We start from the raw sequence: 23,374 nt of genomic DNA, 5'->3' as shown, positions 1-23,374 counted from the left end.
TACAACCAAAAGTGTTGTATAAATTATGTAAACGAGCAAACCTACAAAATTATTTTAATAGAAATATGCTATTAATTTAATTATAGGTGCTCGAACTCCTTAATTTTAAATAATTTTGGAGAGTAAATATAAAAAAATGTTTCTTATTAAAATTAATTTTTAAGAAACAAGATGCTCAATATCAATACATGAAGTCACAAGAAGTACGATCAAAATTTTTAAGTTTCTTTGAAGATAAGAAACATAGCATAGTGCCATCTTCGCCAATGGTTTTAAAGGACGACCCTACATTAATGTTTGTTAATGCAGGTATGGTGCCATTTAAAGAATATTTTTTAGGTAACGGAACGCCAAAAAATAATCGTCTTGCCGATTCGCAAAAATGTTTAAGGGTTTCTGGTAAGCATAACGATTTAGATGAGGTAGGGTACGATACTTATCACCATACATTATTTGAAATGTTAGGTAACTGGAGTTTTGGCGATTACTTTAAAAAAGAAGCTATAGCTTGGGCTTGGGAGCTATTAACCGAAGTTTTTGGTATTGATAAAGATATATTATATGTAACTGTTTTTGAAGGAAGTAATGATGCTGATAATCTTGAAATGGATACCGAAGCCTTTGATATTTGGAAACAGTATATCTCTGAAGACCGTATTTTAAAGGGTAATAAAAAAGATAATTTCTGGGAAATGGGCGATCAAGGTCCTTGTGGCCCTTGTAGCGAAATACATGTAGATATTAGATCGGCAGAAGAAAAAGCTAAAGTTTCTGGAAAAACCTTGGTAAACGAAGACCATCCACAGGTTGTAGAAATTTGGAACTTGGTATTCATGCAATACAACCGAAAAGCAAATGGGACGCTAGAAGTTTTGCCAAATAAACATATTGATACAGGAATGGGCTTTGAGCGTTTGTGCATGGTGCTTCAAGGTGTGCAATCTAATTACGATACCGATGTTTTTACACCGTTAATTCGAGAGATTGAAACTATAACAAATACAAATTACAGTAAAAACGAAAAAACAGATATTGCTATACGTGTTATTGCAGATCATGTTCGAGCCGTTGCATTTTCTATAGCCGATGGCCAATTGCCTAGCAATACTGGAGCTGGCTATGTAATTAGAAGAATTTTACGTCGTGCTGTTCGATATGGATTTACCTTTTTAAACAAAAAAGAACCTTTTATTTATAGGCTGGTAGATGTATTGAGTAAGCAAATGGGGCAAGCATTCCCAGAGTTGAAAGCTCAAAAACAATTAATTGAAAACGTTATAAAAGAAGAAGAACAATCTTTTTTAAGAACTCTAGATCAAGGTTTGGTTTTACTAAACAGAATTGTAGACGAAACAAAAGGCGATACCGTTTCAGGAGAAAAAGCTTTTGAATTATATGATACTTACGGGTTTCCAATAGATTTAACAGCATTAATCCTTTCTGAAAAAACGTTAAAACTAGATGAAAAAGGTTTTAATGAAGAGTTGCAGAAACAAAAAAATCGATCTCGAGCAGCTAGTGAAATGTCTACTGACGATTGGACTATTTTAATAGAAGATGCCGAAGAAGAATTTATAGGATACGATACTTTAGAAGCCAACGTAAAACTAACCAGATACAGAAAGGTAACCTCTAAAAAAGATGGAGACATGTATCAATTAGTGTTTAATTTAACTCCGTTTTATCCAGAAGGAGGAGGGCAAATTGGCGATAAAGGATTTTTAGAGGATACACATGGCGATGTGGTATACATAATAGATACCAAAAAAGAAAACAACGTAATTATTCATTTTGCTAAAAACTTACCAAACCACCTAAACGAAAATTTTAAAGCGATAGTAAGTAATGAGCACAGAGAGTTAACATCAAGTAACCATACAGCTACGCACTTATTACATCAAGCTTTAAGAACTGTTTTAGGTAATCATGTAGAACAAAAAGGATCTTTAGTAAAACCAAACGCGTTGCGTTTTGATTTTTCTCATTTTTCTAAAGTTACTGCCGATCAATTAAAAGACGTAGAAGATTTTGTAAATGCTAGAATAGAAGGTAAATTACCGTTAGAAGAAAATAGAAAAGTTCCTATGGAACAAGCAGTTGCAGATGGCGCTATGGCGTTATTTGGCGAAAAGTATGGCGATACGGTTAGAACCATTCGTTTTGGGCAATCTATAGAGCTTTGTGGCGGCATACACGTAAAAAATACAGCCGATATTTGGCATTTTAAAATTGTATCTGAAGGTGCTGTAGCAGCAGGTATAAGAAGAATAGAAGCTATAACAAATAAAGCAGTAAGAGATTTTTATCAAGATAATAATCAAGCTTATTTTGATATGAAATCGCTATTAAATAACGCTAAAGAGCCTGTTAAAGCACTTAAAAACTTACAAGAAGACAATACAAATTTAAAAAAGCAAATAGAAACCTTATTAAAAGATAAGGCAAAACATATTAAAAGCGAACTTAAAAGCGAGTTAGAAAATATAAATGGAGTGCAGTTTTTAGCTAAAAAACTAGATTTAGATGCTGGCGGGTTAAAAGATTTAGCTTTCGAGCTAGGAAACCAATTCGATAATCTATTTTTATTATTTGCTACAGAACAAAACGGAAAAGCTTTATTGTCGTGTTATATATCAAAAGAACTCGTGTCTAGTAAAGGATTAAACGCAGGGCAAGTTGTTAGAGAACTTGGTAAACATATTCAAGGCGGCGGTGGCGGACAACCATTTTTTGCAACCGCAGGAGGCAAAAACCCTGATGGTATAGAAAATGCTTTAAGCGAAAGTAAAAACTATATTAGCTAATTTAATATAAAATATAGCTTGTATTTTCTTAATTGGGTTATTAAAATTAATGCACAATAATAATTGAATTTGCTCACTAAAATACCATTAAAAAAGCAAGACAATAATCTTATAGATTACAATTCTGAAATCTTGTTTTTAGGGTCTTGTTTTTCTGAAAATATAGGCGGTAAGTTTAATTATTTTAAGTTTAAAAATACAATAAACCCTTTTGGAATATTATTTCATCCGGTAGCTATCGAAAATTTAATTTTAAAAGCTATTGAGGAAGATTGTTTTTCTGAAAAAGATGTGTTTAACCATAACGAAAAATGGCATTGTTTTAAGGTACATTCAAAACTAAGCAATACTTCAAAAAAAGAATTAGTAAGTCATTTAAACAAACAAAAAGATGTGCTGGCTTTAAAATTAAAAACAGCTTCGCATATTATTATAACATTAGGAACATCTTGGGTTTACCGCAATACACAAACCCAAGATATTGTTGCTAACTGCCATAAGGTGCCGCAAAAACAATTTAAAAAAGAATTGTTAACAGTACAAGCAATTACTAAATCGTTAAAAAGCATTTTAAGTTTAATTAGTGGTGTAAATAAAAATGCTTCAGTAATATTTACGGTATCTCCAATTCGTCATACTAAAGATGGGTTTATAGAGAATACACAAAGTAAGTCGCATTTAATAACGGCTATTCATCAGGTTTTAAATAAGCAATCGTTTTATTTTCCTTCGTTCGAAATTATGATGGACGAGCTTCGCGATTATCGTTTTTATAAACAAGATATGATTCATCCAAACACAACAGCCATTAATTATATCTGGAATGCTTTTAAATTAGTATGGCTTTCTAATCATGCATTTAAAATGATGGAAACTATCGAGACTATTCAAAAAGGACTTCAGCATAAGCCATTTAATGCAAAATCTCAAGCACACCAAAGGTTTCTTAAAAATCTTGAAGTTAAAAAAGCAACACTTCAAGCCCAATTTTCGCATATTGTATTTTAAATATACGTAATTCATCGTATTGATTTCGCTTTGTTAATGTTGCAGTTTTGTTGAACTATTAATCAATAAATAATTCAACAATGAGACATTTAAAACAATTTATGGTATTAGTAATGGTGGGATCATTATTAACATTCAATTCGTGTTCAAAAAGCGACGATGGAGGTAGCGGAGGCGATGCTGCTTCAGGTACATTAAAGTCGAGTGTGGATGGAACCTCGTATCAATCTATGGAAATTTCATCTTCAGCAACAATAGCAACAGCTGGCGGTGTTAACAATTTAGTTATAATTGCTTCAAATAGCGATGGAAATGCTTTTGCTATTACCATTTTTGGCTACACAGGAGAAGGAACTTACGATATTACAGGGGCTAATTTAGGTGGTGTTACGGCATCTTATACCGAAACCGATGTGAACTTAAATAACCCAACAGCTTCTACAACCGAAATTTGGCAAGCACCTTATGATGATACCAAAGTAGGTTCTATATCTATTTCTGAAGAAACAGACTCAAAAGTTAAAGGCACTTTTAGTTTTAAGTGTAAAAATGTAAACGGAGACGGATCTATTAAAGATATCGCCAACGGATCATTTAACTTAACCAAACAAACCTTGTAGTTTTTTTTAATAGAGTTGTGTGTTTCTTTCATGCAACTCTATTGTTATTATTAACAAAACAATATTCAACAATGAGAGATATAAAAATATTTGTTTTCCTTTTAGCATCAACTATAATGCTAAATGCGCAAAAAGCAGAAGCACCAGATTTTAATTATGAAATTGGTGGTAAAATTGAAAAAATGACAGTAACAAGCTCGGGAGTTTTATTAATAACTCACGGTAAGGGGCTTGCGGGTATTAAACCAGGTAAAGACGGTTTATTGTTTAATTTCGATGATTATGGAAAAGTAAAAGAAGAAGAAATTTATATTGTACCAAATTCACCTTACGTAATGGTTGGGCAAGCAGGTTTTGGAGGCATAGCAGCAAAACAAAGTGTTATAGATATTGTGTCTGGTAAACGATTATTCGATACTAAAGCAAACGGATGGAAAGCCGCTGGCAGACCAACATTATTATTGCCAGAAAACAAGCTTATTGTTTCTGGACAGCGCACATCAAAAGAAAAATTTGTTCAAGCTGTAGGTATATACGATATGGCTACAGGAAACGAAGTGAAGCGCTTTAATTTAAAAGGAACCAACACCTTAACAGGAAGCCCAACTATTATAGATAATGGTGTTATTTTACCAACATTTAAAGGCGTGTACAAAATAGATATTAATACAGGAACAGAAAGTTGGGTTGTCGATATTAAAAATGTAGCTTATGTAATTCCTGCAAAAGATGGTAAATCTATGTATGCTGTACAGGGTAAAGGTAAAAATCACGTTATACATAAAATTAGCGCTACAGGTAGCCAAGTTTGGAGTGAAGGTAAAAAGCTTAAAGGTGTAGTGTCTAATTTTGAAGTTACAGATAAAGGGCTGGCTATAGTTAGCGATGTGGCAGATTCTGGAAAAAAAGGGTTGGGTAAACTAGCAGCCGCTAAAGCGCAGAGTAATATCTCTTTTTTGTCTTCTGCTACAGGCGAAGATTTATGGGAAAAAGCACCAAAAACAAAAGGGTATGTGCAGCATTTTTATATCATGGACGATGGTATTTTATTTGGAGTAGGAGAAGGCGGAATAAACAAAGTGTCTTTTGATGGAAAACCATTATTTAAAAAACCATTAAAAACAGGCGAGAATATACACACCATGGCATTAACAAAACAAGGTATGATATATATTACAGATAGCGATGCCGATATTATTAATCTAGAAACAGGAGCTTCAATATGGAGTAAGCCTATTAAGTACAAAAAGGCAAAAACAGTTACAAGTACTTATGATGAAGCACATAGCCGTTACTTAATAAGTACAGGTAACGAAATAATTGCAATAAACGAAAACTCTGGAGACATAAGTACGTTAGGTAGTTATAAATTAGAGGAAAAGGAATATCCAACAAGTATTGATGTTAGAAATGGAGGTTTGTTATTATCATCCAGTCAAAACTTAATGATGTTAGATTTTGATGGGTCTCAAAAATTTCATGAATATTTCCGTTCTCCAGGTAAAAGTGCATTTGCGGTGGTAGCATTGGCAGCAATGACGGTAGCTTCTACAACTATGGCAATGGATGCAAGCGCAAAAGCAGGTGCCAATAAAAACTATTTGGGACAGTACAACCAGTATGGAGCACAAAAAAAACGCGAAGCCGATATGTTTGCAGCTATTGGTACGGCATCGTTTAACGAAATGGTAAAGCGATTTACGGCAACAGCAGCAACAGAACATGCACAATTTATTTTAACAAAATTAAATGATGGTGTTGGTTTAGTAAAAGTTAATAAAGATTCTGGTGCTGTAGAAAAAGAAATTGTGCTTAAAGATAAAAAACCAACCTACGAAGTTGATGATTTTGGAGGCTATCTTTACTACTTAGCAAACAACAATAATATATACGCTTACAATCTTAAAAAATAAATCTTGTTGTTGAGATTTGTTTGATTAGGCGTGGTAATCAGATTATTACGCTTAATCTTTTTTTATCACACTTAATCGAAAATTTTAATAACATAAAACATTTAATTGTAGTTTTAGAATGCTATTAATCAGTTCATATCAAAAAGCACCAATTTCTCTAATCTTAAAAGGAGTTAGTAATTGGTGTTTTTTTTATAAACAATTTTCACCTACACATCAAACCTTTAAATTTTACTATTATGGTGTTTGATATTTTTAGCATAATTATTTTTTTAACCGTATTTACTCTTAGTATGTTAGTTATAAAGGCATGTTTTGGTATTTATTTAATTAAGAAAAAGGGTCAAGAAAGCTTCATGAGGCTATTGCTTAATTACGAGCATGAAATAAGTAAATCTAAATTTATAGAAGGAAGAATAGTGTTATCAGATAATTTTCTTCAAATACTTATACATAGAGTTTTTAAAATAAATAAAGAGCTGCTTTTAATTCAAAAATTAATATTTGATAAGTAATCATTTTTCTTATGAAGCAAAAGTTTATTTCTATTTTGTTCATTATTATTTGTTGTTTTTCTTATTCTCAAGAATCTGCAAAAAATCTTATAGATTCTGCTATTAATAGTTATAAACAAGAGCCCGAAAAGGCTATAGCTGTTTTAGAAAAAGCACTTAATATAGCTGTTAAAAATAATAGCACTCCAGAGGTTAGCTTAGCTAAAAATTATCTGGGTTTGGTTTATAGAGATTTGGGTAAGTTTGATAAAGCAAAAACTTACTCATTAGAGAGCTTGTCTATAACCAAAGACTCAATAATTATGGCAAGCGCCTACAATAATATAGGTGCTTGTAATAGGCAATTAGGGCTTTACGAGGAAGCCTTAAAAGTATATTTAAAAGCCTTAAGTATCTATGAGGCCGTCTTTAACGAAAATAAAATAGCAACAGTAACTAATAATATTGGACTTGTATATAGTTATTTAGGAATTAATGATAAGGCTATCGAGTATCATTTAATCGCAAAAAAAACATTTGAGCTTTTAAACGATAATAAAGGAATGTCTCAGGCTTATAATAATATAGCAATTATTTATGCTAACGATGGTAACCTAGATAAAGCATTAAATTATTTTCAATATTCTTTAAATATAGAGGAAAAGCTAAACGATAAAAAAGGAATTGCAGAGTCTGCCAATAATGTTGGCGCTGTATATTATTATCTTCAAGAAATAGACTCGGCATTGTATTATTTTAACAAGTCTGCCAGAATAGAAAAAACTATTGGAAATTTAGCTGGTTTAGGAGCAAGTTATAATAATATAGCCCAAGTTTTAATAGAAAATAATAGAGTTTTGGCATCAAAAAAATATATAGATAGTGCCTATTTTTATGCCAAACAATATAAAACATCGGTAGATATAGAAACCGCACTATTTAATTATTCGCAATATTACGAAGCTAAAAATAATACAAAACAAGCTTTAAAATATTATAAAGATTATTCGAAATTTAAAGATAGTGTATTAAATATTCAAACAAACAGTAAAGTAGCAGAGTTAGAAATTGAGTATCAAACAGAAAAGAAAGAAAAGCAAATATTATCTCAACGGGCAGATATAGCCGAAAAAGAACTTCGTCTAAATAAAAAGAATACCCAAATATTAGGTTTGTGCATTTTAGCAATAGTTATTTCTGCTTTAGGATATTTGTTTTTTAAGCAGCAAAAGTTAAAAAATCAGCAATTAAAAAAGGAAAGCGAACTTAAAGAAGCATTAATAAAAATAGAAACTCAAAATAGATTGCAAGACCAACGCTTAAGAATATCTAGAGATTTGCATGATAATATAGGCGCACAACTCACTTTTATTATCTCATCAATCGAAAATTTACAATATGGTTTTAAAATAAAAAACGAAAAGCTAACAAGTAAACTCTCCGGAATAAGCACCTTTACTAAAGATACTATTTACGAGCTTAGAGATACCATTTGGGCCATGAATAAAAATGCTATTTCTTTAGAAGATTTAGAAACTCGCATCTCAAACTTTATTGATAAAGCAGGAGCAGCTTTAAACACCATTACCTTTAGTTTTAATATAGATAAAAGCCTCTCTAAAAATTTAGAGTTTACATCGTTAATAGGTATGAATGTGTACAGAATAATACAAGAAGCCATTAATAATGCTATAAAATACTCAAACGCAAACAAGGTTTCTGTTAATATTTATAAAACAAAGGCACAAATTAAAATAGAAATAGAAGATAATGGTAAGGGTTTTGTTGAAGCAGAAGAAAGCGGTAACGGACTTAATAATATGAAAAAAAGAGCCAGAGATATTAATGCCAATTTTAATATAGAAAGTGTTTTAAATAAAGGCACTAAGATTATTGTAGTATTAAAGGCGTAAATACGTATTTATGAAAATAAAAATAGCCATTGCAGACGATAATACTTTTTTAATAAAAACTGTTGAAGAAAAATTATCTTTTTTTGAAGACTTAAAGGTTAGAATTTCTGCCCTAAATGGTTCAGATTTATTAGAAAAACTCCAAAGCAACCATAATATAGATATAATTTTAATGGATATTGAAATGCCTGTTTTAAATGGTATTGAAACAACACAAATTATAAAACAAAAGTACCCGCATATTAAAATAATAATGTTAACTGTTTTTGATAACGACGAGAACATTTTTAATGCAATAAAAGCTGGTGCAGATGGCTATTTACTTAAAGAAGTTAATGCTGGAAATTTGCATAAAGGCATAATAGAAACTTTAAATGGTGGTGCAGCTATGCACCCATCAATAGCTTTAAAAACCTTAAAACTACTTAGAAACCCGTTAGGTATAGATAATGTTAAAGCACAGGAAAACATTAAGCTAACGCCAAGAGAAGTTGAGGTTTTAGAGCACTTAAGTAAAGGCTTAAGTTATAATTTAATTGCGAGTAATTTAATTCTTTCTGTAGGCACAGTAAGAAAACACATTGAAAACATATATAAAAAACTTCAAGTACACAATAAATTAGAGGCTGTACAAAAAGCAAAACGCAATAACTTAATTTAAACATTGTTTAACCTTTGGTTAATCTAGGTATTGCTGGTTGTGTGTATATTTGTAGTGTTAGTTTAGTTTAGTAAAAATACATTGGTTAGACTTCTTATGTCGAAGGAAACTGATGTTTTTTTTTGCTTTAAATTTAACGAATTAACCAACCTAAAGTCTTATTTAATTTTTAAATTAGTACATGCGAAAAATTCTATTCGGTGTAATAATTACCTTGGTTGTATTATTCACTTTTAAATATTGTGGCGATAAAAAGAACAATAAAACCCTACTTAAAGAAAACTCGGCACTAATTCAAGAACAAATAAACCACGTAGGTAAACTTATTGTAACAGAGGGGCATTTTAGCGAAGTTTTTAACTATAAAAATTCTAAAGCTATGTTTGGCGATTTGTTTTCTGCAGAAAAAAAGGCACTAATTGTTGTTAATGCAGAGGTTACTGTGGCTTACGATTTAAGTAAAATTAAATTTGAAATAGATCAAACCAATAAAATACTTAAAATTATAGAAATACCTGATGAAGACATTAAAATAAATCCAGATTTAGAGTATTATGATATACAAGCAGATTATTTAAACCCTTTTGATGCTAAAGATTATAATGAGATTAAAAGAACTATAAATAAATCTTTATTAAATAAAATTGAAAAATCAGATTTAAAAGCAAATGCTAAAAACAGACTTATTAGCGAGTTGGCTAAATTTTATATTTTAACAAATTCTATGGGATGGACTTTACAATTTAACCAAACACCAATAACAAGTTATGATGCGTTACAAAACATTGCCTTATAAAAGCCTACTTAAATAGGCATAACCACCACCATTAATGGCTTCAATTTTATAAAACTTTAAAAGTTTAGTCGCTCTTGCAGAGCGGGCACCACTTTTACAATACGCAATAACTGGCTTTTTAATTAGTTTTATTTCTTCAATATGGTTTTTTAAATCGCTTAAAGGAATAAGAATAGCATTGGGTAAATGCCCTTTGTTCCATTCGCGTTCTGTACGTACATCAATAATAACAGCGCCTCTTTTAATAAAATCTTTAATTTCATTTTTATGACTTTTAAAAAAATAACTTAAAATTCTCATGGGTTGTTTTTCTTTAAAATTAATCATTATTTAATGAACTAAACCTAGTGTTTAAGGTTAAATACATTAATTTTTGTGTATATTTCATTTTTAAAAAATAAAGAGTTTATGGAAGCTTACGTATCACTTACTATTCAAAATAATGTTGGTTTTGTAGAGTTTTTTCATCCAAATAGAAACTCCATGCCTAGTGATGTTTTATTAAAATTAGAACAAACTATTACTGATGCAGGAAAAAATGACGATGTTAAAGTTATTGTACTAAAAAGTGGAGGTAATAGAACCTTTTGTGCCGGAGCCAGTTTTAACGAAATAATAGCTATAGATAACCAAACTTCTGGAAAACAATTTTTCTTGGGTTTTGCAAATGTTATTAACGCCATGCGTAAATGCCCTAAATTAATAATTGGGCGCGTACAAGGTAAAACCGTTGGCGGTGGTGTTGGCTTGGCTGCAGCTACAGATTATTGTTTGGCAACGCAATATGCCTCTATACGATTAAGCGAATTAAGTATTGGTATTGGCCCATTTGTAATAGAGCCAGCAGTTTCTAGAAAAATTGGTGTAACGGCGATGTCGCAAATGACTATAGATGCCGAAACTTTTTTTACAACTGAATTTGCCAAAGAAAAAGGTTTGTACTCTGAGGTTTTTGAAACTACTGAAGCTTTAGATGAAGCTGTTAAAATTTTAGCTGAAAAGCTTGCAGGATACAATGCTGATGCTTTAAAAGAAATGAAAAAAGTATTCTGGAAAGGAACCGATAATTGGGACGAACTTTTGTCTGAACGTGCAGAAACCAGCGGTAAATTGGTTTTAAGTAAGTTTACAAAAAAGACTTTAAAACGGTTTAGGTAATAGATTTTGAATACGAAAACCGTTTAAAAGTCTCGATTAGTTTTGTTGTAGGTTACAGTATGATTTTAAAATTATATGTTAATTTTAGATTGAATAATTTCTAATCCATCATCAATTAAACGACCTAATTTAGGATTGTTTTGTTTTATGCCTTCTAAATGAGATAGTATTTTTTCGCACAACTCTAATTCGTTGCCTAAATGCGCCAACTCATAAAGTTCTACAGGTAATAACCAATCGTTTGTGTGTTTATCAATAAGTTCTTCTAAAACTTTAGTTCTAGAAATAGTTTTATTGGTACCTTCTCTATAATCTCTAACTTGTTGGTATAAACTTTCTAAAGCTAAACGTTTTTCAGATTTTTTAACATGAATAGTGTTCGATGATGTTTTGTGTGTAATTAAATCAAAACTATTTAAGTCGGCAACCCCAGAAAAAGCAGAAACAATGTCTTTACCAACAGCCATATCATAATTACCCCAATCGGGTTTAAATAAAACGGTATTATTATGTGTAACTGTACAATTTTTAAAACTAATTAAAATTATTTTTCCTTGTAGGTTACGTTTACCCGTAATAATTTCACCAGAAACAACTATGCCACCTTCAAACTCTAGAGTTACAATTTTTTCTTCATAAATATGATATGCAGCCAAATCTCGAGGGCTCATATCTTCAATAGCTATATTTATGCCTTTAAGTTTACCAATGGGCGATCCAAAACCTTCTAAATGCGTAGATGTACCATGGCCAACCAATTCTTTTTCGCGGTAGGCAAGGGCTGTTTTTCCAGTAGTTTGTATGTAAATGGGTTTTCCCTCGTGTTCTATAACATTACTTAAAATGCCCGAAATTTGTAAGCCTGTGCTTAACTCGATAGTTCCTAGAGCGTTAGATTCTATTAGTTTGTTTACACCAGATAAACCACCTTTGCGTAACGACATAGTATTAGCAAACTCCTCTAGAATTAAACTTAAATGAGCAAAATTAGGAGTTACAAAAAGTTGAGGCTGAGGTTTTGTAATATCAAAATCTTTGTAAGTAGCATTAATATTGTAAGGTAGTTTTTCAACCTCATTTGTCATACACCAAGCGCTTTCACCTATGGACGATAGTAAGCCGGCTCCATATATTTTGGGGTTTTCAATAGTTCCAATTAGTCCGTACTCGACAGTCCACCAATGTAAGTTTCTAATTAAAGCCATTTCGCTAGGAGCTCCCATGTTTTGTTGTAAATCTTCAACCGCTTTTTCTGCTAAAGCAATATCTTTTTCAGAAGAGTTTGGTGCCTCTTTAATAATTGATAAATGCCTAACAGCCTCGTAAAGTTGGTAGTCTTTAGAAGAGGATATGGCTTTGCAACCAATTTCTCCAAATCGCCTTAGGTATTCGGCATATTCTGGGTTTGCAATAATTGGCGCATGTCCTGCGCCTTCGTGTATAATATCTGGAGCAGGTGTATATTCAATATGTTCTAGTTGCCTAATATCGCTAGCAATTACTAAAATATTATAAGCTTGAAATTCCATAAAGGCATTTGGTGGAATAAACCCATCAACCGCAACGGCAGCCCAACCAATATCTTTTAAAATACGGTTCATGCCGTACATGTTAGGAATATTGTCAATAGAAATACCTGTTTGTTTTAAGCCGTCTAGATAAGAACTGTGAGCTACTTTACTTAAAAAATCGACATTTTTTCGCATAACGTAGCGCCAAACAGCTTGATCAATAGCAGAATAGTCCTCGTAGTTTTGAGGTTTTATAAACTGTTTTAGATGCTCAGGTAGCTTTTGTAGTATTTCGTTTGATTCAAATAAATCCGACATTGATAATTTTTTTATATAAATCCTCAATAAAAATACGAATAATTCATTAAAATAAAGATATTTTAAAGGTTCTTTCAAATTATAATGGAGGAAAGTTTTTTAATTCAATTATAAAACCTGCTAATTTTTAATATTGAATGTTTTGTATAATAAGATAAGAGGGTATAAAAAAACAGACAACGTATTTAAGTTGTCTGTTTTTATTAAATTTCTTAAAAGCTATTTTTAGAGGCGATTAGTTTTGAGCGCCAGGAGGGTATTTTTCCATAATTTTAGATACAAATTCCTTTATTCTAGCTTCTTTCTTTTCCATGTTTTTGCTTAAATAACCAGTTCCCATGCCTTGCCAAACTAATTCTTTTTTGTTGGCATCAATTAAGTCTATATACAAATGACCTTGTGTACTGGTTGAAACACTAGGTTGTTGATTCCAACCCCAACCCCAACCAGGACCAAAACCACCCCAACCCCAGCCGCCCATGCCCCAGGAATTGTTGTAAACATCTACACGTTGCTGCGATTTTGTAAATAAGCTAACAAGTATATCTGGCTTTTCAGATTTTGTAAAACCTTTAGCTAAAAGTTCGGTTTCTATAGCACGAAGAATTCTACGTTTATCTAAATCGCTAATTTCGGCTTTATCAATGCCAGTTTTAAAAAAAGCAAAGGTTTTGTAATTATTAAATGTTGCTTCTTTGTCGTAGTCTGCGGCAACTCTAACCGAGCTGCATGAGGATACTATAATTAGAAGCGCTAAAAGTGGCAGGGAATTTAAAAATTTTTTCATAGTACAATTTTTTTAATGGTTTAGCTGTATAAGTTCTTTATAACAGCCTTATTTTTTTAGCTTACCGCTTGTAGTTTTAACATCAATAATCATACCAAGTATGTTAAAGTATTCATGTATGCGTAAATCTATTTTTTTATTGAGTTTGTAGCTTTGTTGTATCCATAAGGGCAATGTCTACAACCACTTTCGCAACAATATCCGCGTTTTAGGTGGTATTGTTCTGTAAAACAACGATAACCTTCGGGGGTTAAATAGTAATCGCCATCTTCAATAGGTATCTTTTTTTTCATCTTAAGCAAAGATAATGTAATTTGGATTGATTTTTGAGTTGCTATTAACATGATTTTTATTTCAAAATATTTTGTGCCTAGAGGTTATACAGGAATGACTTTATTTCCTTTTATTTTTTTAAAAACAGTAGCTTTAAAAGAAAATAAAGTTTTAATTAATCATGAAAAAATTCATTTAAAGCAGCAGTTAGAAACTTTAATTATACCGTTTTATTTTTGTTATTTATTAGAGTTTTTAATACGGTTATTGCAGTATAAAAACTGGAAAAATGCATATAGAAACATTTCGTTTGAGAGAGAGGCTTATGCTAATCAAGCCAATTTAGATTATATAGAAAACCGTTCGATATGGGCTTTTTTAAAGTATCTTCGCTACTATGAAATTTAAGCTTGAAAATAGTATTAATCAAAAAATTTATTTAACTAATAAATCGGTCGAACTTTTTATTAAAAGAGAGGATAAAATACACCCATTTGTATCTGGAAATAAATATAGAAAGTTAAAATATAATATTCTTGAAGCTAAAAAAAATAAGGCGCAAACATTATTAACTTTTGGAGGTGCATTTTCTAATCATATTGCAGCCGTAGCTTCAGCTGGTAACATTATGGGTTTTAACACTATTGGTGTTATTCGTGGCGAGGAGTTGGAGGGCGAAATAGCAAATAATTCAACATTAAGTTTTGCTAAAAAATGTGGTATGAAATTTAAATTTGTATCACGGCAAGTATATAGAAATAAAGCGTCAGAAATCTTTATAAATGCTTTAAAAAAAGAGTTTGGCGTATTTTATTTAATTCCAGAAGGCGGAACCAATACCTTTGCTGTAAAGGGGTGCGAAGAAATTTTAACAGATAGCGATAAGAGTTTTAATTATGTTTGTTGCCCCGTAGGAACTGGGGGCACAATTTCTGGTCTTATAAATTGTTTAAAACCCAGTCAACAAGTTTTAGGTTTTCCTGCTTTAAAAGGTGACTTTTTACAAGAAGATATTAGTAAATTTGCAACACAAAATAATTGGAAATTAATAACAGACTATCATTTTGGCGGATATGCTAAAATAAATGAAGAACTTGTCTCGTTTATCAATCAGTTTAAAAGTCAATATCAAGTGGCCCTAGATCCTGTTTATACAGGTAAAATGATGTTTGGAATTATAAATTTAATTGAAAAAGGATATTTTCCCGAAGGTTCTAAAATTTTGGCTATTCATACGGGAGGTTTGCAGGGCATTTCGGGTATGAATATGATTTTAAAAAAGAAAAATTTACCAATAATTATTTAAGTTAATGAATAGAATAATTATCATATTATGTGTATCGGTTTTCATGTTTAGCTGTAAAGCAAAGAAAAGCGTAGTAACTAAAAAAACACAAACAAAAACCGAAAGCGTAGAAAATAAAAAAACAACACCTAAAGTTTATGCTAATAATACAGAACGTTATATAGATACGCATAAAGCTACTGCACAACAAGAAATGAGTTTGTATGGTATACCAGCAAGTATTACCTTGGCTCAAGGTATTCTAGAGTCTGGCTCGGGTAAGGGGAGATTATCGGTAGAAGCTAATAACCATTTTGGAATAAAATGTCATGGCTGGACTGGGAAAAAAATATATCATGACGACGATGAGAAACAGGAATGTTTTAGAAAATATAAAGATGCTAAGTATTCGTTTAGAGATCATTCTTTATTTTTAACAGAACGTAAACGCTACTCAAAACTTTTTAATCTTAAACAAGAAGATTATAAAGGATGGGCAAAAGGGCTAAGAGCTGCCGGATATGCAACCGATAAAAAATACCCTCAAAAACTTATTAGTTTAATAGAACGCTATAAGTTGTATAAGTTCGATAAAGAGGTTTTAGGAGATCGTTACACTAAATATGAAGATGCGGTAACCAAAACCCGAACTACCTATACGGTTGTTAAAGGCGATACTTTATATTCTATTTCAAGAAAGTATAATATTACAGTAAAAGAACTTCAAAATTTAAATGGTTTAAACGATACAGCTTTAAGTATAGGGCAAGAGTTAGTGGTAAAACCATCATCAAAAAAATAATTTATATGATTTATAAAAGAAGCAGCGCATTATTCGCTGAGGCAGAAAAAGTAATTCCTGGTGGCGTAAATTCGCCTGTTAGAGCGTTTAAAGGCGTAGGCGGAACCCCAATTTTTGTAAAAGAAGCAAAAGGAGCGTATTTGTATGATGAAGATGGAAATAGATTAATTGACTATATAAACTCTTGGGGACCTATGATTTTAGGACATGCCCATAAACCTGTTGTTAATGCTGTTGTAGACAAAGCTAAAAAAGGAACATCGTTTGGTATGCCAACCGAAATTGAAACTCAAATAGCCGAGTTAGCAGTTTCTATGGTGCCTAATATTGATAAAATACGATTTGTAAACTCTGGAACCGAAGCTTGTATGAGTGCTGTACGTTTGGCTAGAGGATATACAGGAAAAGATAAAATTATAAAGTTTGCAGGTTGTTATCATGGGCATTCCGATTCGTTTTTAATTCAGGCAGGAAGCGGAGCAAGTACTTTTGGAACGCCTAATAGCCCAGGAGTAACTAAAGGAACTGCAAAAGATACTTTGTTGGCTAAGTATAATGATATTGAAAATGTAAAGGCTTTAATAGAAGCTAATAAAGATGAAATAGCTTGTATTATTATAGAGCCTGTTGCTGGAAATATGGGGTGTGTGCCTACAAAAAATAATTTTTTAGAAGACTTAAGAGCTGTGTGTAATGCTCATAATATATTGTTGGTGTTTGATGAGGTTATGACGGGGTTTCGCTTAGCTAAAGGCGGAGCACAAGAGCTATTTAATATTAATGCAGATATTGTTTGTTTTGGAAAAGTTATTGGTGGCGGTTTGCCTGTAGGGGCTTTTGCTGCTAGAAACGAGATTATGAATTTTTTAGCGCCTTTAGGGCCTGTTTATCAAGCAGGAACTTTAAGTGGTAACCCTTTGGCTATGGCTGCTGGTTTAGCCATGCTTACTGAACTGAATACAGATATAGATGTGTTTAAAAGATTGGAAGAGAAAACCGCTTATTTACATAAAGGAATTGCTACGGTTTTAAACAATAATAATATTACGTATACTATAAATAGAGTTGGTTCTATGATTTCGGTTCATTTTGATGAGGCCGAGGTTGTAGATTTTGATACTGCTGCTAAAGGTAATAACGATACTTTTAAAAAATTCTTTCATGGTATGCTTAACGCTGGTGTGTATATTGCGCCTAGTGCTTTTGAAACCTGGTTTATTACAGATGCTTTAAGTTATGAAGATTTAGATTTTACAATTAATGCTGTTAATATGGTTGCAAAAACCTTGTAAAAATAAAACGCATCCCAAAACTTTGGGATGCGTTTCCAATCAACTAAACTATAATCAAATTAACCAACTAATTTTTTTATTCTTTATGTTTTTCTAACCTTTTTTTGCCTTCCTTTTCTATACGCTTTTTTTTGTGCTTGCCTTTTCTGTGTTGAATTTTTTCCCATTTTGCAAATTGCTCGGCATTTAAAATGTCTTTCATTTTTGCTTTCATAGCAATTTTATGGTCTAGCTTTGCATTTTGCATTTTTAAGCGTTGTTCTGGTGTGGGTTTTTTAGCTTCTCCGCTTTCTTTTTTTGCTTTACGCTCTGCCATTATGGTTTTCATTTTGGTGGCGTTTTCTAAATTTATTTTGTAAATTTTTGCTTGCTGAGATTCGTTTAAATCTAAATGCAATGTCATTTTTTTTGTTTTATTGGCGGCAATATCTTCTGCAGGAAGCAACATCATTTTATTTGCCATTTCTCTTTTGTTGCGCTTTTCTTTTTTGTTTTCTTGTGCTATAGCTTGTAGGCTTACAAGTGCTAAGGCGATTACTATTATTTTTTTCATTTTTTAATTGTTTTTTTGTTGCGTTTGTTTCTTGGACTTTGAAATTTAAAAAGGGTTTAATGTTGATATGAATTTTAACGACATATTAACATTGTTTAATTTATAATAGAAAACGGTTTTGCGTTAGGGATTGAACGGTGTGTTTGAGCTCGCCGACGTTAGGAGGCAGCGAGTAGTGAAAGCCCGACCCTTGTGGTAACGCCCAAAAAATTATTTTGAAATTGGTATTTTTAAACTGATGCCTGTTTGGAAATCTGGTGCGTTGTTTACCTCTAAATCTTCTTTTACAAAAAGCGATAGTAGGTATTTTGGTGTGCCGTATGTGTATATAAAATTCCAGCTAGATAATGGTTCGTATAGGGTGTATACACCGTTTTGCCATCCGCCGTTTATTTCGCGCCATTTGCCTAATAGTTTGTAGTAGCCGCTTTCGGCTTTTTTATTGTAACGCGATTGTATGTGGTAATTTATACCAAAGGCATTATAATTGCCTTTTTTTGTGCGTTTGGTAATTTCTGCTTCGCCTTCAAAACTTGTTAAAAATGGGGCGTTTCCTAGGTCTATTACGTTTTTAAAGTTTATGGTGTTTTTTGCTAAGGTGTTAATGCCTAAAGCGAAATTGAGCTCGTAATTGTTTTTTAATGTTAGCTTTTTAATGGCATTTGCAGATATACCAACATCTATAGAAGCATTGTGTTTAGAGGTGTTCCAGCCTAAATGGGTGCCAAAGTTTAAGTATATGTTTTTGGTTTTATTTATTGATAGTTTGGGGTAGTAATAGTGGCTAAACTCTAAACCGCCTATAAAAAAATCGTTATTGTTTAGCTCTAAGGTGTTGCCATTACGGTCTTGATATTTAAAATTTACTTGGTTTAAGCCATAATATCGCCTGCCAAATGGGTCTTCGCCACCAGCAACATTGCTGTGAAACCATTCTATACTTTCGTCGCTTGTAAATAACGAGAATGGGTGTTTGCCTTTGGTTATTAAATACGACCTAAGTGTAACGCCTATTTCGTGTTGAGTATTTATGGGAATGTTAATAGTTGCTCTAAACTCTTTTATAATGGCATCTATAACAATGTTTAAATAATTGGCCGGCGTTATTTCTTGATCTATAAACTCGAACCTTCGATCGTGCCATTTTACTTGGCTTAGTTGTTCTCTAATTACGGGGTCTTTTGGAAAGTAGGCTTCAACAAATGGATGAAAATTATTTCCGCTAGTGTAATTTAGCGCTAAGGTGGTTTTTTGGGGTGGTGTGTATTTAAAATTGGTGTTTATTCTAGAGCTAAATATACCAAAATGATGGGTTGATAGGATACTAGGGTTGTTTATGCCATTTTTATAAAGCAAACTGTCTTTTTCTTGAGCGTTTATATTAAAACTTAATAAACATAGTAAAATAAGTAATCCTTTTTTTTGCATCGCGTAAAAATAGGTAAAGTTTAAATAATTATTGATTATGTATTTGTTAATTATACAAGTGTTTGTTTTTTTTGATAGTATATTTTTTTTAGACAATTATTTCAATTATTGTATATTTAGTAATTAGTTATAGCTTATGTCTTATTGGATACATATTTTAATTATTGTATTAATTGCTTATGTGGTAATAAGTATAGCCTTGTATTATTTACAAGATTACATGTTATTTAAGCCCGAAAAACTACCTAAAGATTTTGAGTTTTATTACGAAAACCAAAATATTGTTGAGCATAATTTAGAGACTAGAGATGGTGCTACTATAAATGGTGTTTTGTTTAAACCTAAAAGTAAGCCTAGAGGTGTTGTATTGTACCTAAAAGGAAACTCTAAAAGCATAAAAGGTTGGGGTAAATTTGCAGTAGATTTTACAAGGCATGGTTATAATGTACTTATGGTTGATTATAGAGGGTTTGGAAAAAGTACTGGCAGACGATCGCAAAAGGCTATAAAACGAGATTTACAGGTTGTTTATAATAAAATTAAGGAACAGACTCTTGAAGAAAACATTGTTTTGTATGGGCGCTCTTTGGGTTCTGGATTTGCAGCTAAACTGGCTTCAATGAATAATCCTAAAATGTTAATTTTAGATGCGCCATATTATAGTTTAACAAAGGTTACAGCGCGTTATGCGCCTTTTATGCCTTTGTCTTTACTTATAAAATACCCATTGCCAACTTATAAATGGTTAAAGTATGTAAAGTGCCCTATTCATATTATTCATGGTACTAATGATAAATTAATTCCTTACAAAACCAGTATTAAATTATCGAAAGTAAATCCAAAACTTACTAAGCTTTATACTGTTATTGGAGGCGGGCATAAAGATTTAAATAATTTTGAATCGTACCACAAAATGATTCATGATATTTTAAATAGCAAACCTCAAAAAATCGATTTATCAACAACTAGTATTCATGTTAAACACAGCTCGAAACCAATTAAAACAAAAGCTTAAAAAAACAGTTTTTGTTTTAATGACTTTATATTTTATGGTTGGAACTTTACTATATGCTTTTCAAGAAAAATTATTGTTTTTACCAACGGTATTAGAGCAAGATTATGTTTATAATTTTACATATCCTTTTGAAGAGTTGTTTTTTAAAACGGATGCAGATACGGTTATAAATGCCATTCATTTTAAAATTGAAAACCCTAAAGGTGTTATTTTATTTTTTCATGGTAATGCAGGCAATTTATCGCGTTGGGGCAATTTAGCCGAGTACTTTGTTGAAAAGCAATATAATGTTTTGGTCATGGATTATAGAACATACGGAAAAAGTAAAGGCAAACTTAGTGAAAAGGCCTTGTACCATGATGCGCAGTATTGCTACGATTATTTAAAGGATCATTACAACGAAAAAAATATTATGGTTTACGGCCGTTCTTTAGGTTCTGGAATTGCTACTTATATAAGTTATAAAAACAACCCCAAACACCTTATTTTAGAAACACCTTATTACAGTATTTTAGATGTTGCGCAGTCTAGGTTTCCTGTGTTTCCTGTAAAAAAAATATTAAAATATAAGTTGTTAAGTTATAAATATATAAAGGCTGTAAAATGCCCTGTTTTAATGCTGCATGGTACTCATGATAAAGTGGTGCCATACGCATCGGCACAAAAGCTATTTGCAGCTTCGCCCAAAGGTAAAACAACATTTGTAACCATGGAAGGTGGCGGGCATGGTAACTTAAATACCTTTGATGAATACCATAATTATTTAAACCGTATACTTAAATAAACCAAAATGTTTTATGTTACTTTCCTTAAAAAATTAACATTTTGTATCCTTAATTCTTAAAGAAATTTTAAAATATTAATGTGTAGTGTTAAACATTCACAAAAGCTATTATTTAAGTTATTAAATAACTGATATTTGTACCGAGTTTAGTTAATAAATTTAGTTTGGTTAGTTTTAAAAAAAGCCAGTAATTTTAAATTACTGGCTTTTTAATGTTTTGTGTTTTTATAAAAATTATACAGCGCTAACAAACAAACCATTGTCTGTTTTTTCCACTTTTGCAAGTGTATTTTTAGTTAACTCTTTAATAGATTTATCCCATTTTTTATTAGATAAACCAGATTGGCTTTTTAAATCTACAAGTTCTAAATTTTTTGCTTTTTTCAAAATTTCTAAAACAGCTTTAGCATCATCACTAATAGCTAAAGGTTTTTTTTCTGGTCGCATTTGCGGAAAAAATAAAACTTCTTGTATAGATTGGTTGTTGGTTAAAAACATAATTAATCTATCCATACCTATACCCATGCCCGATGTTGGAGGCATGCCATACTCTAAAGCACGTAAAAAATCATGGTCTATAAACTCTGTAGCTTCGTCATCACCTTTAGCTGCGAGTTTTAATTGGTGTTCAAAACGTTCGCGTTGGTCTATAGGGTCGTTAAGTTCAGAATACGCATTTGCAATTTCTTTACCGCAAACCATAAGCTCGAAACGTTCTGTAAGTTCTGGGTTGTCTCTGTGCTCTTTACATAAAGGACTCATTTCTTTAGGGTAATCTGTTATGTAAGTAGGTTGTATGTAGTTACCTTCGCATTTTTCACCAAAAATTTCATCAATTAATTTTCCTTTGCCCATGGTATCGTCAACTTCAATACCTAAGTCTTTAGCCGCTTGTCTTATTTCATCTTCGGTTTTTCCAGTAATGTCAAACCCAGTAAAATGTTTTATAGAGTCTGCCATGGTAACTCTGGCATAAGGCGCTTTAAAATCTATTTCATGTTCGCCAAAAGTAACTTTAGTAGTGCCGTTTACTGCAATAGCACAATGTTCTAATAGACGTTCGCAGAAATCCATCATCCAGTTGTAATCTTTGTAAGCCACATAAATTTCCATGGCTGTAAATTCTGGGTTATGCGTTCTGTCCATCCCTTCGTTTCTAAAGTTTTTAGAAAACTCGTAAACACCATCAAAACCACCAACAATTAGTCTTTTAAGATATAATTCGTTAGCAATTCTCATATACAACGGTATATCTAAAGCGTTGTGGTGTGTAATAAATGGTCTAGCAGCTGCACCACCAGGAATAGGTTGTAAAACAGGTGTTTCTACTTCAAAATAACCAGAGTCGTTAAAAAACTGGCGCATAGCGTTAAACAACTTAGTACGTTTAACAAATACATCTTTAACTTGAGGGTTTACAACCAAATCGGCATAGCGTTGTCTGTAACGTTGCTCTGGGTCTGTAAAAGCGTCATGTACTTTACCTTCGGCATCGGTTCTTGGTAATGGTAGTGGTTTTAGAGCTTTGCTTAATAAAGTAAAGTTTTTAACTCTAACACTTTTTTCGCCAACTTTAGTGGTAAATAATTCGCCTTCAACACCAATAAAATCACCAATATCTAGTAGTTTTTTATAAATATCATTGTATTTGCTTTTGTCGTCTCCAGAACAAATTTCATCTCTATTAAAATATACTTGAATTCGGCCTTCGGCATCTTGTAACTCGGCAAAACTAGCACTACCTTGTATACGTCTAGACATTAGTCTACCTGCAATTACAACTTTTTTTTCTTCCTTAAAGTCTTTTTTTATAGATTTAGATGTGTCCTTAACAGGATATAAATCTGCTGGGTAAGGGTTTATACCTAAATTACGTAATTTTGCTAATTTTTCTCTTCTTACAAGTTCTTGTTCAGATAATTGTGACATGTTATAAATACTATGTGAAATTTTAAGGCA

General features: G+C 31.8%; 21 protein-coding genes. 14 read left to right on the top strand and 7 right to left on the bottom strand.

Annotated elements, in window-relative coordinates; translation table 11 throughout:
- Nucleotides 1-188 precede the first annotated feature (188 nt).
- The 7 genes from alaS (at nucleotide 189) to ACNG5D_RS14825 (ending at nucleotide 10,209) form a co-directional block, all read left to right on the top strand.
- Complete coding sequence (gene alaS / locus ACNG5D_RS14855; protein ID WP_418184320.1) at nucleotides 189-2,804, top strand: alanine--tRNA ligase; 2,616 nt, start codon at nucleotides 189-191, stop codon at nucleotides 2,802-2,804.
- Between the two features lie 63 nt (nucleotides 2,805-2,867).
- On the top strand, nucleotides 2,868-3,812 hold the full coding sequence (locus ACNG5D_RS14850; protein ID WP_418184319.1) for a GSCFA domain-containing protein: 945 nt from the start codon (nucleotides 2,868-2,870) through the stop codon (nucleotides 3,810-3,812).
- Between the two features lie 80 nt (nucleotides 3,813-3,892).
- A complete protein-coding gene (locus ACNG5D_RS14845) occupies nucleotides 3,893-4,432 on the top strand; it encodes a DUF6252 domain-containing protein (protein ID WP_418184318.1) in 540 nt (179 codons plus the stop codon).
- A 71-nt stretch (nucleotides 4,433-4,503) separates the two neighbouring features.
- Nucleotides 4,504-6,345, top strand: coding sequence for an outer membrane protein assembly factor BamB family protein (locus ACNG5D_RS14840; protein ID WP_418184317.1), 1,842 nt, complete (start codon nucleotides 4,504-4,506; stop codon nucleotides 6,343-6,345).
- Nucleotides 6,346-6,871: 526 nt separating this feature from the next.
- Nucleotides 6,872-8,752 carry a tetratricopeptide repeat-containing sensor histidine kinase gene (locus ACNG5D_RS14835; protein WP_418184316.1) on the top strand — a complete coding sequence of 627 codons (1,881 nt, stop codon included), beginning with the start codon at nucleotides 6,872-6,874 and terminating at the stop codon, nucleotides 8,750-8,752.
- A 10-nt stretch (nucleotides 8,753-8,762) separates the two neighbouring features.
- Entirely contained in the window at nucleotides 8,763-9,413 is a 651-nt protein-coding gene (locus ACNG5D_RS14830; RefSeq protein WP_418184315.1) for a response regulator, read from the top strand.
- A gap of 181 nt (nucleotides 9,414-9,594) precedes the next feature.
- A complete protein-coding gene (locus ACNG5D_RS14825) occupies nucleotides 9,595-10,209 on the top strand; it encodes a DUF4230 domain-containing protein (protein ID WP_418184314.1) in 615 nt (204 codons plus the stop codon).
- Here the strand turns inward: ACNG5D_RS14825 and ACNG5D_RS14820 are convergent.
- On the bottom strand, nucleotides 10,204-10,536 hold the full coding sequence (locus ACNG5D_RS14820; protein WP_418184313.1) for a rhodanese-like domain-containing protein: 333 nt from the start codon (nucleotides 10,534-10,536) through the stop codon (nucleotides 10,204-10,206). The genes ACNG5D_RS14825 and ACNG5D_RS14820 overlap by 6 nt on opposite strands.
- A gap of 81 nt (nucleotides 10,537-10,617) precedes the next feature.
- Between ACNG5D_RS14820 and ACNG5D_RS14815 the strand changes: the two genes are divergently transcribed.
- Nucleotides 10,618-11,367, top strand: coding sequence for an enoyl-CoA hydratase/isomerase family protein (locus ACNG5D_RS14815; RefSeq protein WP_418184312.1), 750 nt, complete (start codon nucleotides 10,618-10,620; stop codon nucleotides 11,365-11,367).
- Between the two features lie 71 nt (nucleotides 11,368-11,438).
- Here the strand turns inward: ACNG5D_RS14815 and ACNG5D_RS14810 are convergent, their stop codons facing one another.
- From ACNG5D_RS14810 to ACNG5D_RS14800, 3 genes are all read right to left on the bottom strand, one after another.
- Nucleotides 11,439-13,196, bottom strand: coding sequence for an aromatic amino acid hydroxylase (locus ACNG5D_RS14810; RefSeq protein WP_418184311.1), 1,758 nt, complete (start codon nucleotides 13,194-13,196; stop codon nucleotides 11,439-11,441).
- Nucleotides 13,197-13,431: 235 nt separating this feature from the next.
- Complete coding sequence (locus ACNG5D_RS14805; protein WP_418184310.1) at nucleotides 13,432-13,983, bottom strand: DUF4136 domain-containing protein; 552 nt, start codon at nucleotides 13,981-13,983, stop codon at nucleotides 13,432-13,434.
- A 128-nt stretch (nucleotides 13,984-14,111) separates the two neighbouring features.
- Nucleotides 14,112-14,276, bottom strand: coding sequence for a DUF5522 domain-containing protein (locus ACNG5D_RS14800; protein WP_418184309.1), 165 nt, complete (start codon nucleotides 14,274-14,276; stop codon nucleotides 14,112-14,114).
- Between the two features lie 49 nt (nucleotides 14,277-14,325).
- Here ACNG5D_RS14800 and ACNG5D_RS14795 point away from each other — a divergent pair, with 49 nt between their 5' ends.
- Genes ACNG5D_RS14795 through hemL form a run of 4 tightly spaced genes read left to right on the top strand, consistent with a single transcriptional unit; the run spans nucleotide 14,326 to nucleotide 17,635 of the window.
- Nucleotides 14,326-14,664, top strand: coding sequence for a hypothetical protein (locus ACNG5D_RS14795; protein ID WP_418184308.1), 339 nt, complete (start codon nucleotides 14,326-14,328; stop codon nucleotides 14,662-14,664).
- Entirely contained in the window at nucleotides 14,654-15,562 is a 909-nt protein-coding gene (locus ACNG5D_RS14790; protein ID WP_418184307.1) for a 1-aminocyclopropane-1-carboxylate deaminase/D-cysteine desulfhydrase, read from the top strand. Before ACNG5D_RS14795 ends, ACNG5D_RS14790 begins: the two co-directional genes overlap by 11 nt.
- Nucleotides 15,563-15,566: 4 nt before the next feature.
- Nucleotides 15,567-16,343: a glucosaminidase domain-containing protein gene (locus ACNG5D_RS14785; protein ID WP_418184306.1), complete on the top strand. Its 777-nt coding sequence runs from the start codon at nucleotides 15,567-15,569 to the stop codon at nucleotides 16,341-16,343.
- 5 nt (nucleotides 16,344-16,348) lie between these two features.
- Complete coding sequence (hemL, locus tag ACNG5D_RS14780; RefSeq protein WP_418184305.1) at nucleotides 16,349-17,635, top strand: glutamate-1-semialdehyde 2,1-aminomutase; 1,287 nt, start codon at nucleotides 16,349-16,351, stop codon at nucleotides 17,633-17,635.
- Between the two features lie 76 nt (nucleotides 17,636-17,711).
- Here hemL and ACNG5D_RS14775 read toward each other — a convergent pair whose 3' ends face one another.
- The gene (locus ACNG5D_RS14775) at nucleotides 17,712-18,188 is read right to left on the bottom strand and encodes a hypothetical protein (protein WP_418184304.1); all 477 of its coding nucleotides are present in this window, start codon (nucleotides 18,186-18,188) and stop codon (nucleotides 17,712-17,714) included.
- A 210-nt stretch (nucleotides 18,189-18,398) separates the two neighbouring features.
- Complete coding sequence (locus tag ACNG5D_RS14770; protein WP_418184303.1) at nucleotides 18,399-19,616, bottom strand: hypothetical protein; 1,218 nt, start codon at nucleotides 19,614-19,616, stop codon at nucleotides 18,399-18,401.
- A 136-nt stretch (nucleotides 19,617-19,752) separates the two neighbouring features.
- On the opposite strand from ACNG5D_RS14770, the gene ACNG5D_RS14765 reads away from it, so the two are divergent.
- Together ACNG5D_RS14765 and ACNG5D_RS14760 are read left to right on the top strand one after the other, a co-directional pair.
- On the top strand, nucleotides 19,753-20,631 hold the full coding sequence (locus ACNG5D_RS14765) for an alpha/beta hydrolase (protein ID WP_418184302.1): 879 nt from the start codon (nucleotides 19,753-19,755) through the stop codon (nucleotides 20,629-20,631).
- A complete protein-coding gene (locus ACNG5D_RS14760) occupies nucleotides 20,591-21,415 on the top strand; it encodes an alpha/beta hydrolase (RefSeq protein ID WP_418184301.1) in 825 nt (274 codons plus the stop codon). The genes ACNG5D_RS14765 and ACNG5D_RS14760 overlap by 41 nt, the downstream gene beginning before the upstream one ends.
- A gap of 234 nt (nucleotides 21,416-21,649) precedes the next feature.
- Here ACNG5D_RS14760 and lysS read toward each other — a convergent pair whose 3' ends face one another.
- Nucleotides 21,650-23,344 carry a lysine--tRNA ligase gene (gene lysS / locus ACNG5D_RS14755; RefSeq protein ID WP_418184300.1) on the bottom strand — a complete coding sequence of 565 codons (1,695 nt, stop codon included), beginning with the start codon at nucleotides 23,342-23,344 and terminating at the stop codon, nucleotides 21,650-21,652.
- Nucleotides 23,345-23,374: the final 30 nt, after the last annotated feature.

The sequence above is a fragment of the Algibacter ulvanivorans genome (genome assembly GCF_048381495.1).
GTDB lineage: Bacteria > Bacteroidota > Bacteroidia > Flavobacteriales > Flavobacteriaceae > Algibacter_B > Algibacter_B ulvanivorans.
The sequence above is the reverse complement of the archived record's forward strand: the minus strand, read 5'-3'. Positions and strand labels throughout refer to the sequence as shown.

Bases quoted from the DNA above. Each gene is read 5' to 3' on its own strand.
- alaS (WP_418184320.1), top strand. From the start codon at position 189: ATGAAGTCACAAGAAGTACGATCAAAATTTTTAAGTTTCTTTGAAGAT.
- ACNG5D_RS14845 (WP_418184318.1), top strand. From the start codon at position 3,893: ATGAGACATTTAAAACAATTTATGGTATTAGTAATGGTGGGATCATTA.
- ACNG5D_RS14840 (WP_418184317.1), top strand. From the start codon at position 4,504: ATGAGAGATATAAAAATATTTGTTTTCCTTTTAGCATCAACTATAATG.
- ACNG5D_RS14835 (WP_418184316.1), top strand. From the start codon at position 6,872: ATGAAGCAAAAGTTTATTTCTATTTTGTTCATTATTATTTGTTGTTTT.
- ACNG5D_RS14830 (WP_418184315.1), top strand. From the start codon at position 8,763: ATGAAAATAAAAATAGCCATTGCAGACGATAATACTTTTTTAATAAAA.
- ACNG5D_RS14825 (WP_418184314.1), top strand. From the start codon at position 9,595: ATGCGAAAAATTCTATTCGGTGTAATAATTACCTTGGTTGTATTATTC.
- ACNG5D_RS14820 (WP_418184313.1), bottom strand. From the start codon at position 10,536: ATGATTAATTTTAAAGAAAAACAACCCATGAGAATTTTAAGTTATTTT.
- ACNG5D_RS14815 (WP_418184312.1), top strand. From the start codon at position 10,618: ATGGAAGCTTACGTATCACTTACTATTCAAAATAATGTTGGTTTTGTA.
- ACNG5D_RS14810 (WP_418184311.1), bottom strand. From the start codon at position 13,196: ATGTCGGATTTATTTGAATCAAACGAAATACTACAAAAGCTACCTGAG.
- ACNG5D_RS14805 (WP_418184310.1), bottom strand. From the start codon at position 13,983: ATGAAAAAATTTTTAAATTCCCTGCCACTTTTAGCGCTTCTAATTATA.
- ACNG5D_RS14800 (WP_418184309.1), bottom strand. From the start codon at position 14,276: ATGAAAAAAAAGATACCTATTGAAGATGGCGATTACTATTTAACCCCC.
- ACNG5D_RS14795 (WP_418184308.1), top strand. From the start codon at position 14,326: ATGATTTTTATTTCAAAATATTTTGTGCCTAGAGGTTATACAGGAATG.
- ACNG5D_RS14790 (WP_418184307.1), top strand. From the start codon at position 14,654: ATGAAATTTAAGCTTGAAAATAGTATTAATCAAAAAATTTATTTAACT.
- ACNG5D_RS14785 (WP_418184306.1), top strand. From the start codon at position 15,567: ATGAATAGAATAATTATCATATTATGTGTATCGGTTTTCATGTTTAGC.
- hemL (WP_418184305.1), top strand. From the start codon at position 16,349: ATGATTTATAAAAGAAGCAGCGCATTATTCGCTGAGGCAGAAAAAGTA.
- ACNG5D_RS14775 (WP_418184304.1), bottom strand. From the start codon at position 18,188: ATGAAAAAAATAATAGTAATCGCCTTAGCACTTGTAAGCCTACAAGCT.
- ACNG5D_RS14770 (WP_418184303.1), bottom strand. From the start codon at position 19,616: ATGCAAAAAAAAGGATTACTTATTTTACTATGTTTATTAAGTTTTAAT.
- ACNG5D_RS14765 (WP_418184302.1), top strand. From the start codon at position 19,753: ATGTCTTATTGGATACATATTTTAATTATTGTATTAATTGCTTATGTG.
- ACNG5D_RS14760 (WP_418184301.1), top strand. From the start codon at position 20,591: ATGTTAAACACAGCTCGAAACCAATTAAAACAAAAGCTTAAAAAAACA.
- lysS (WP_418184300.1), bottom strand. From the start codon at position 23,344: ATGTCACAATTATCTGAACAAGAACTTGTAAGAAGAGAAAAATTAGCA.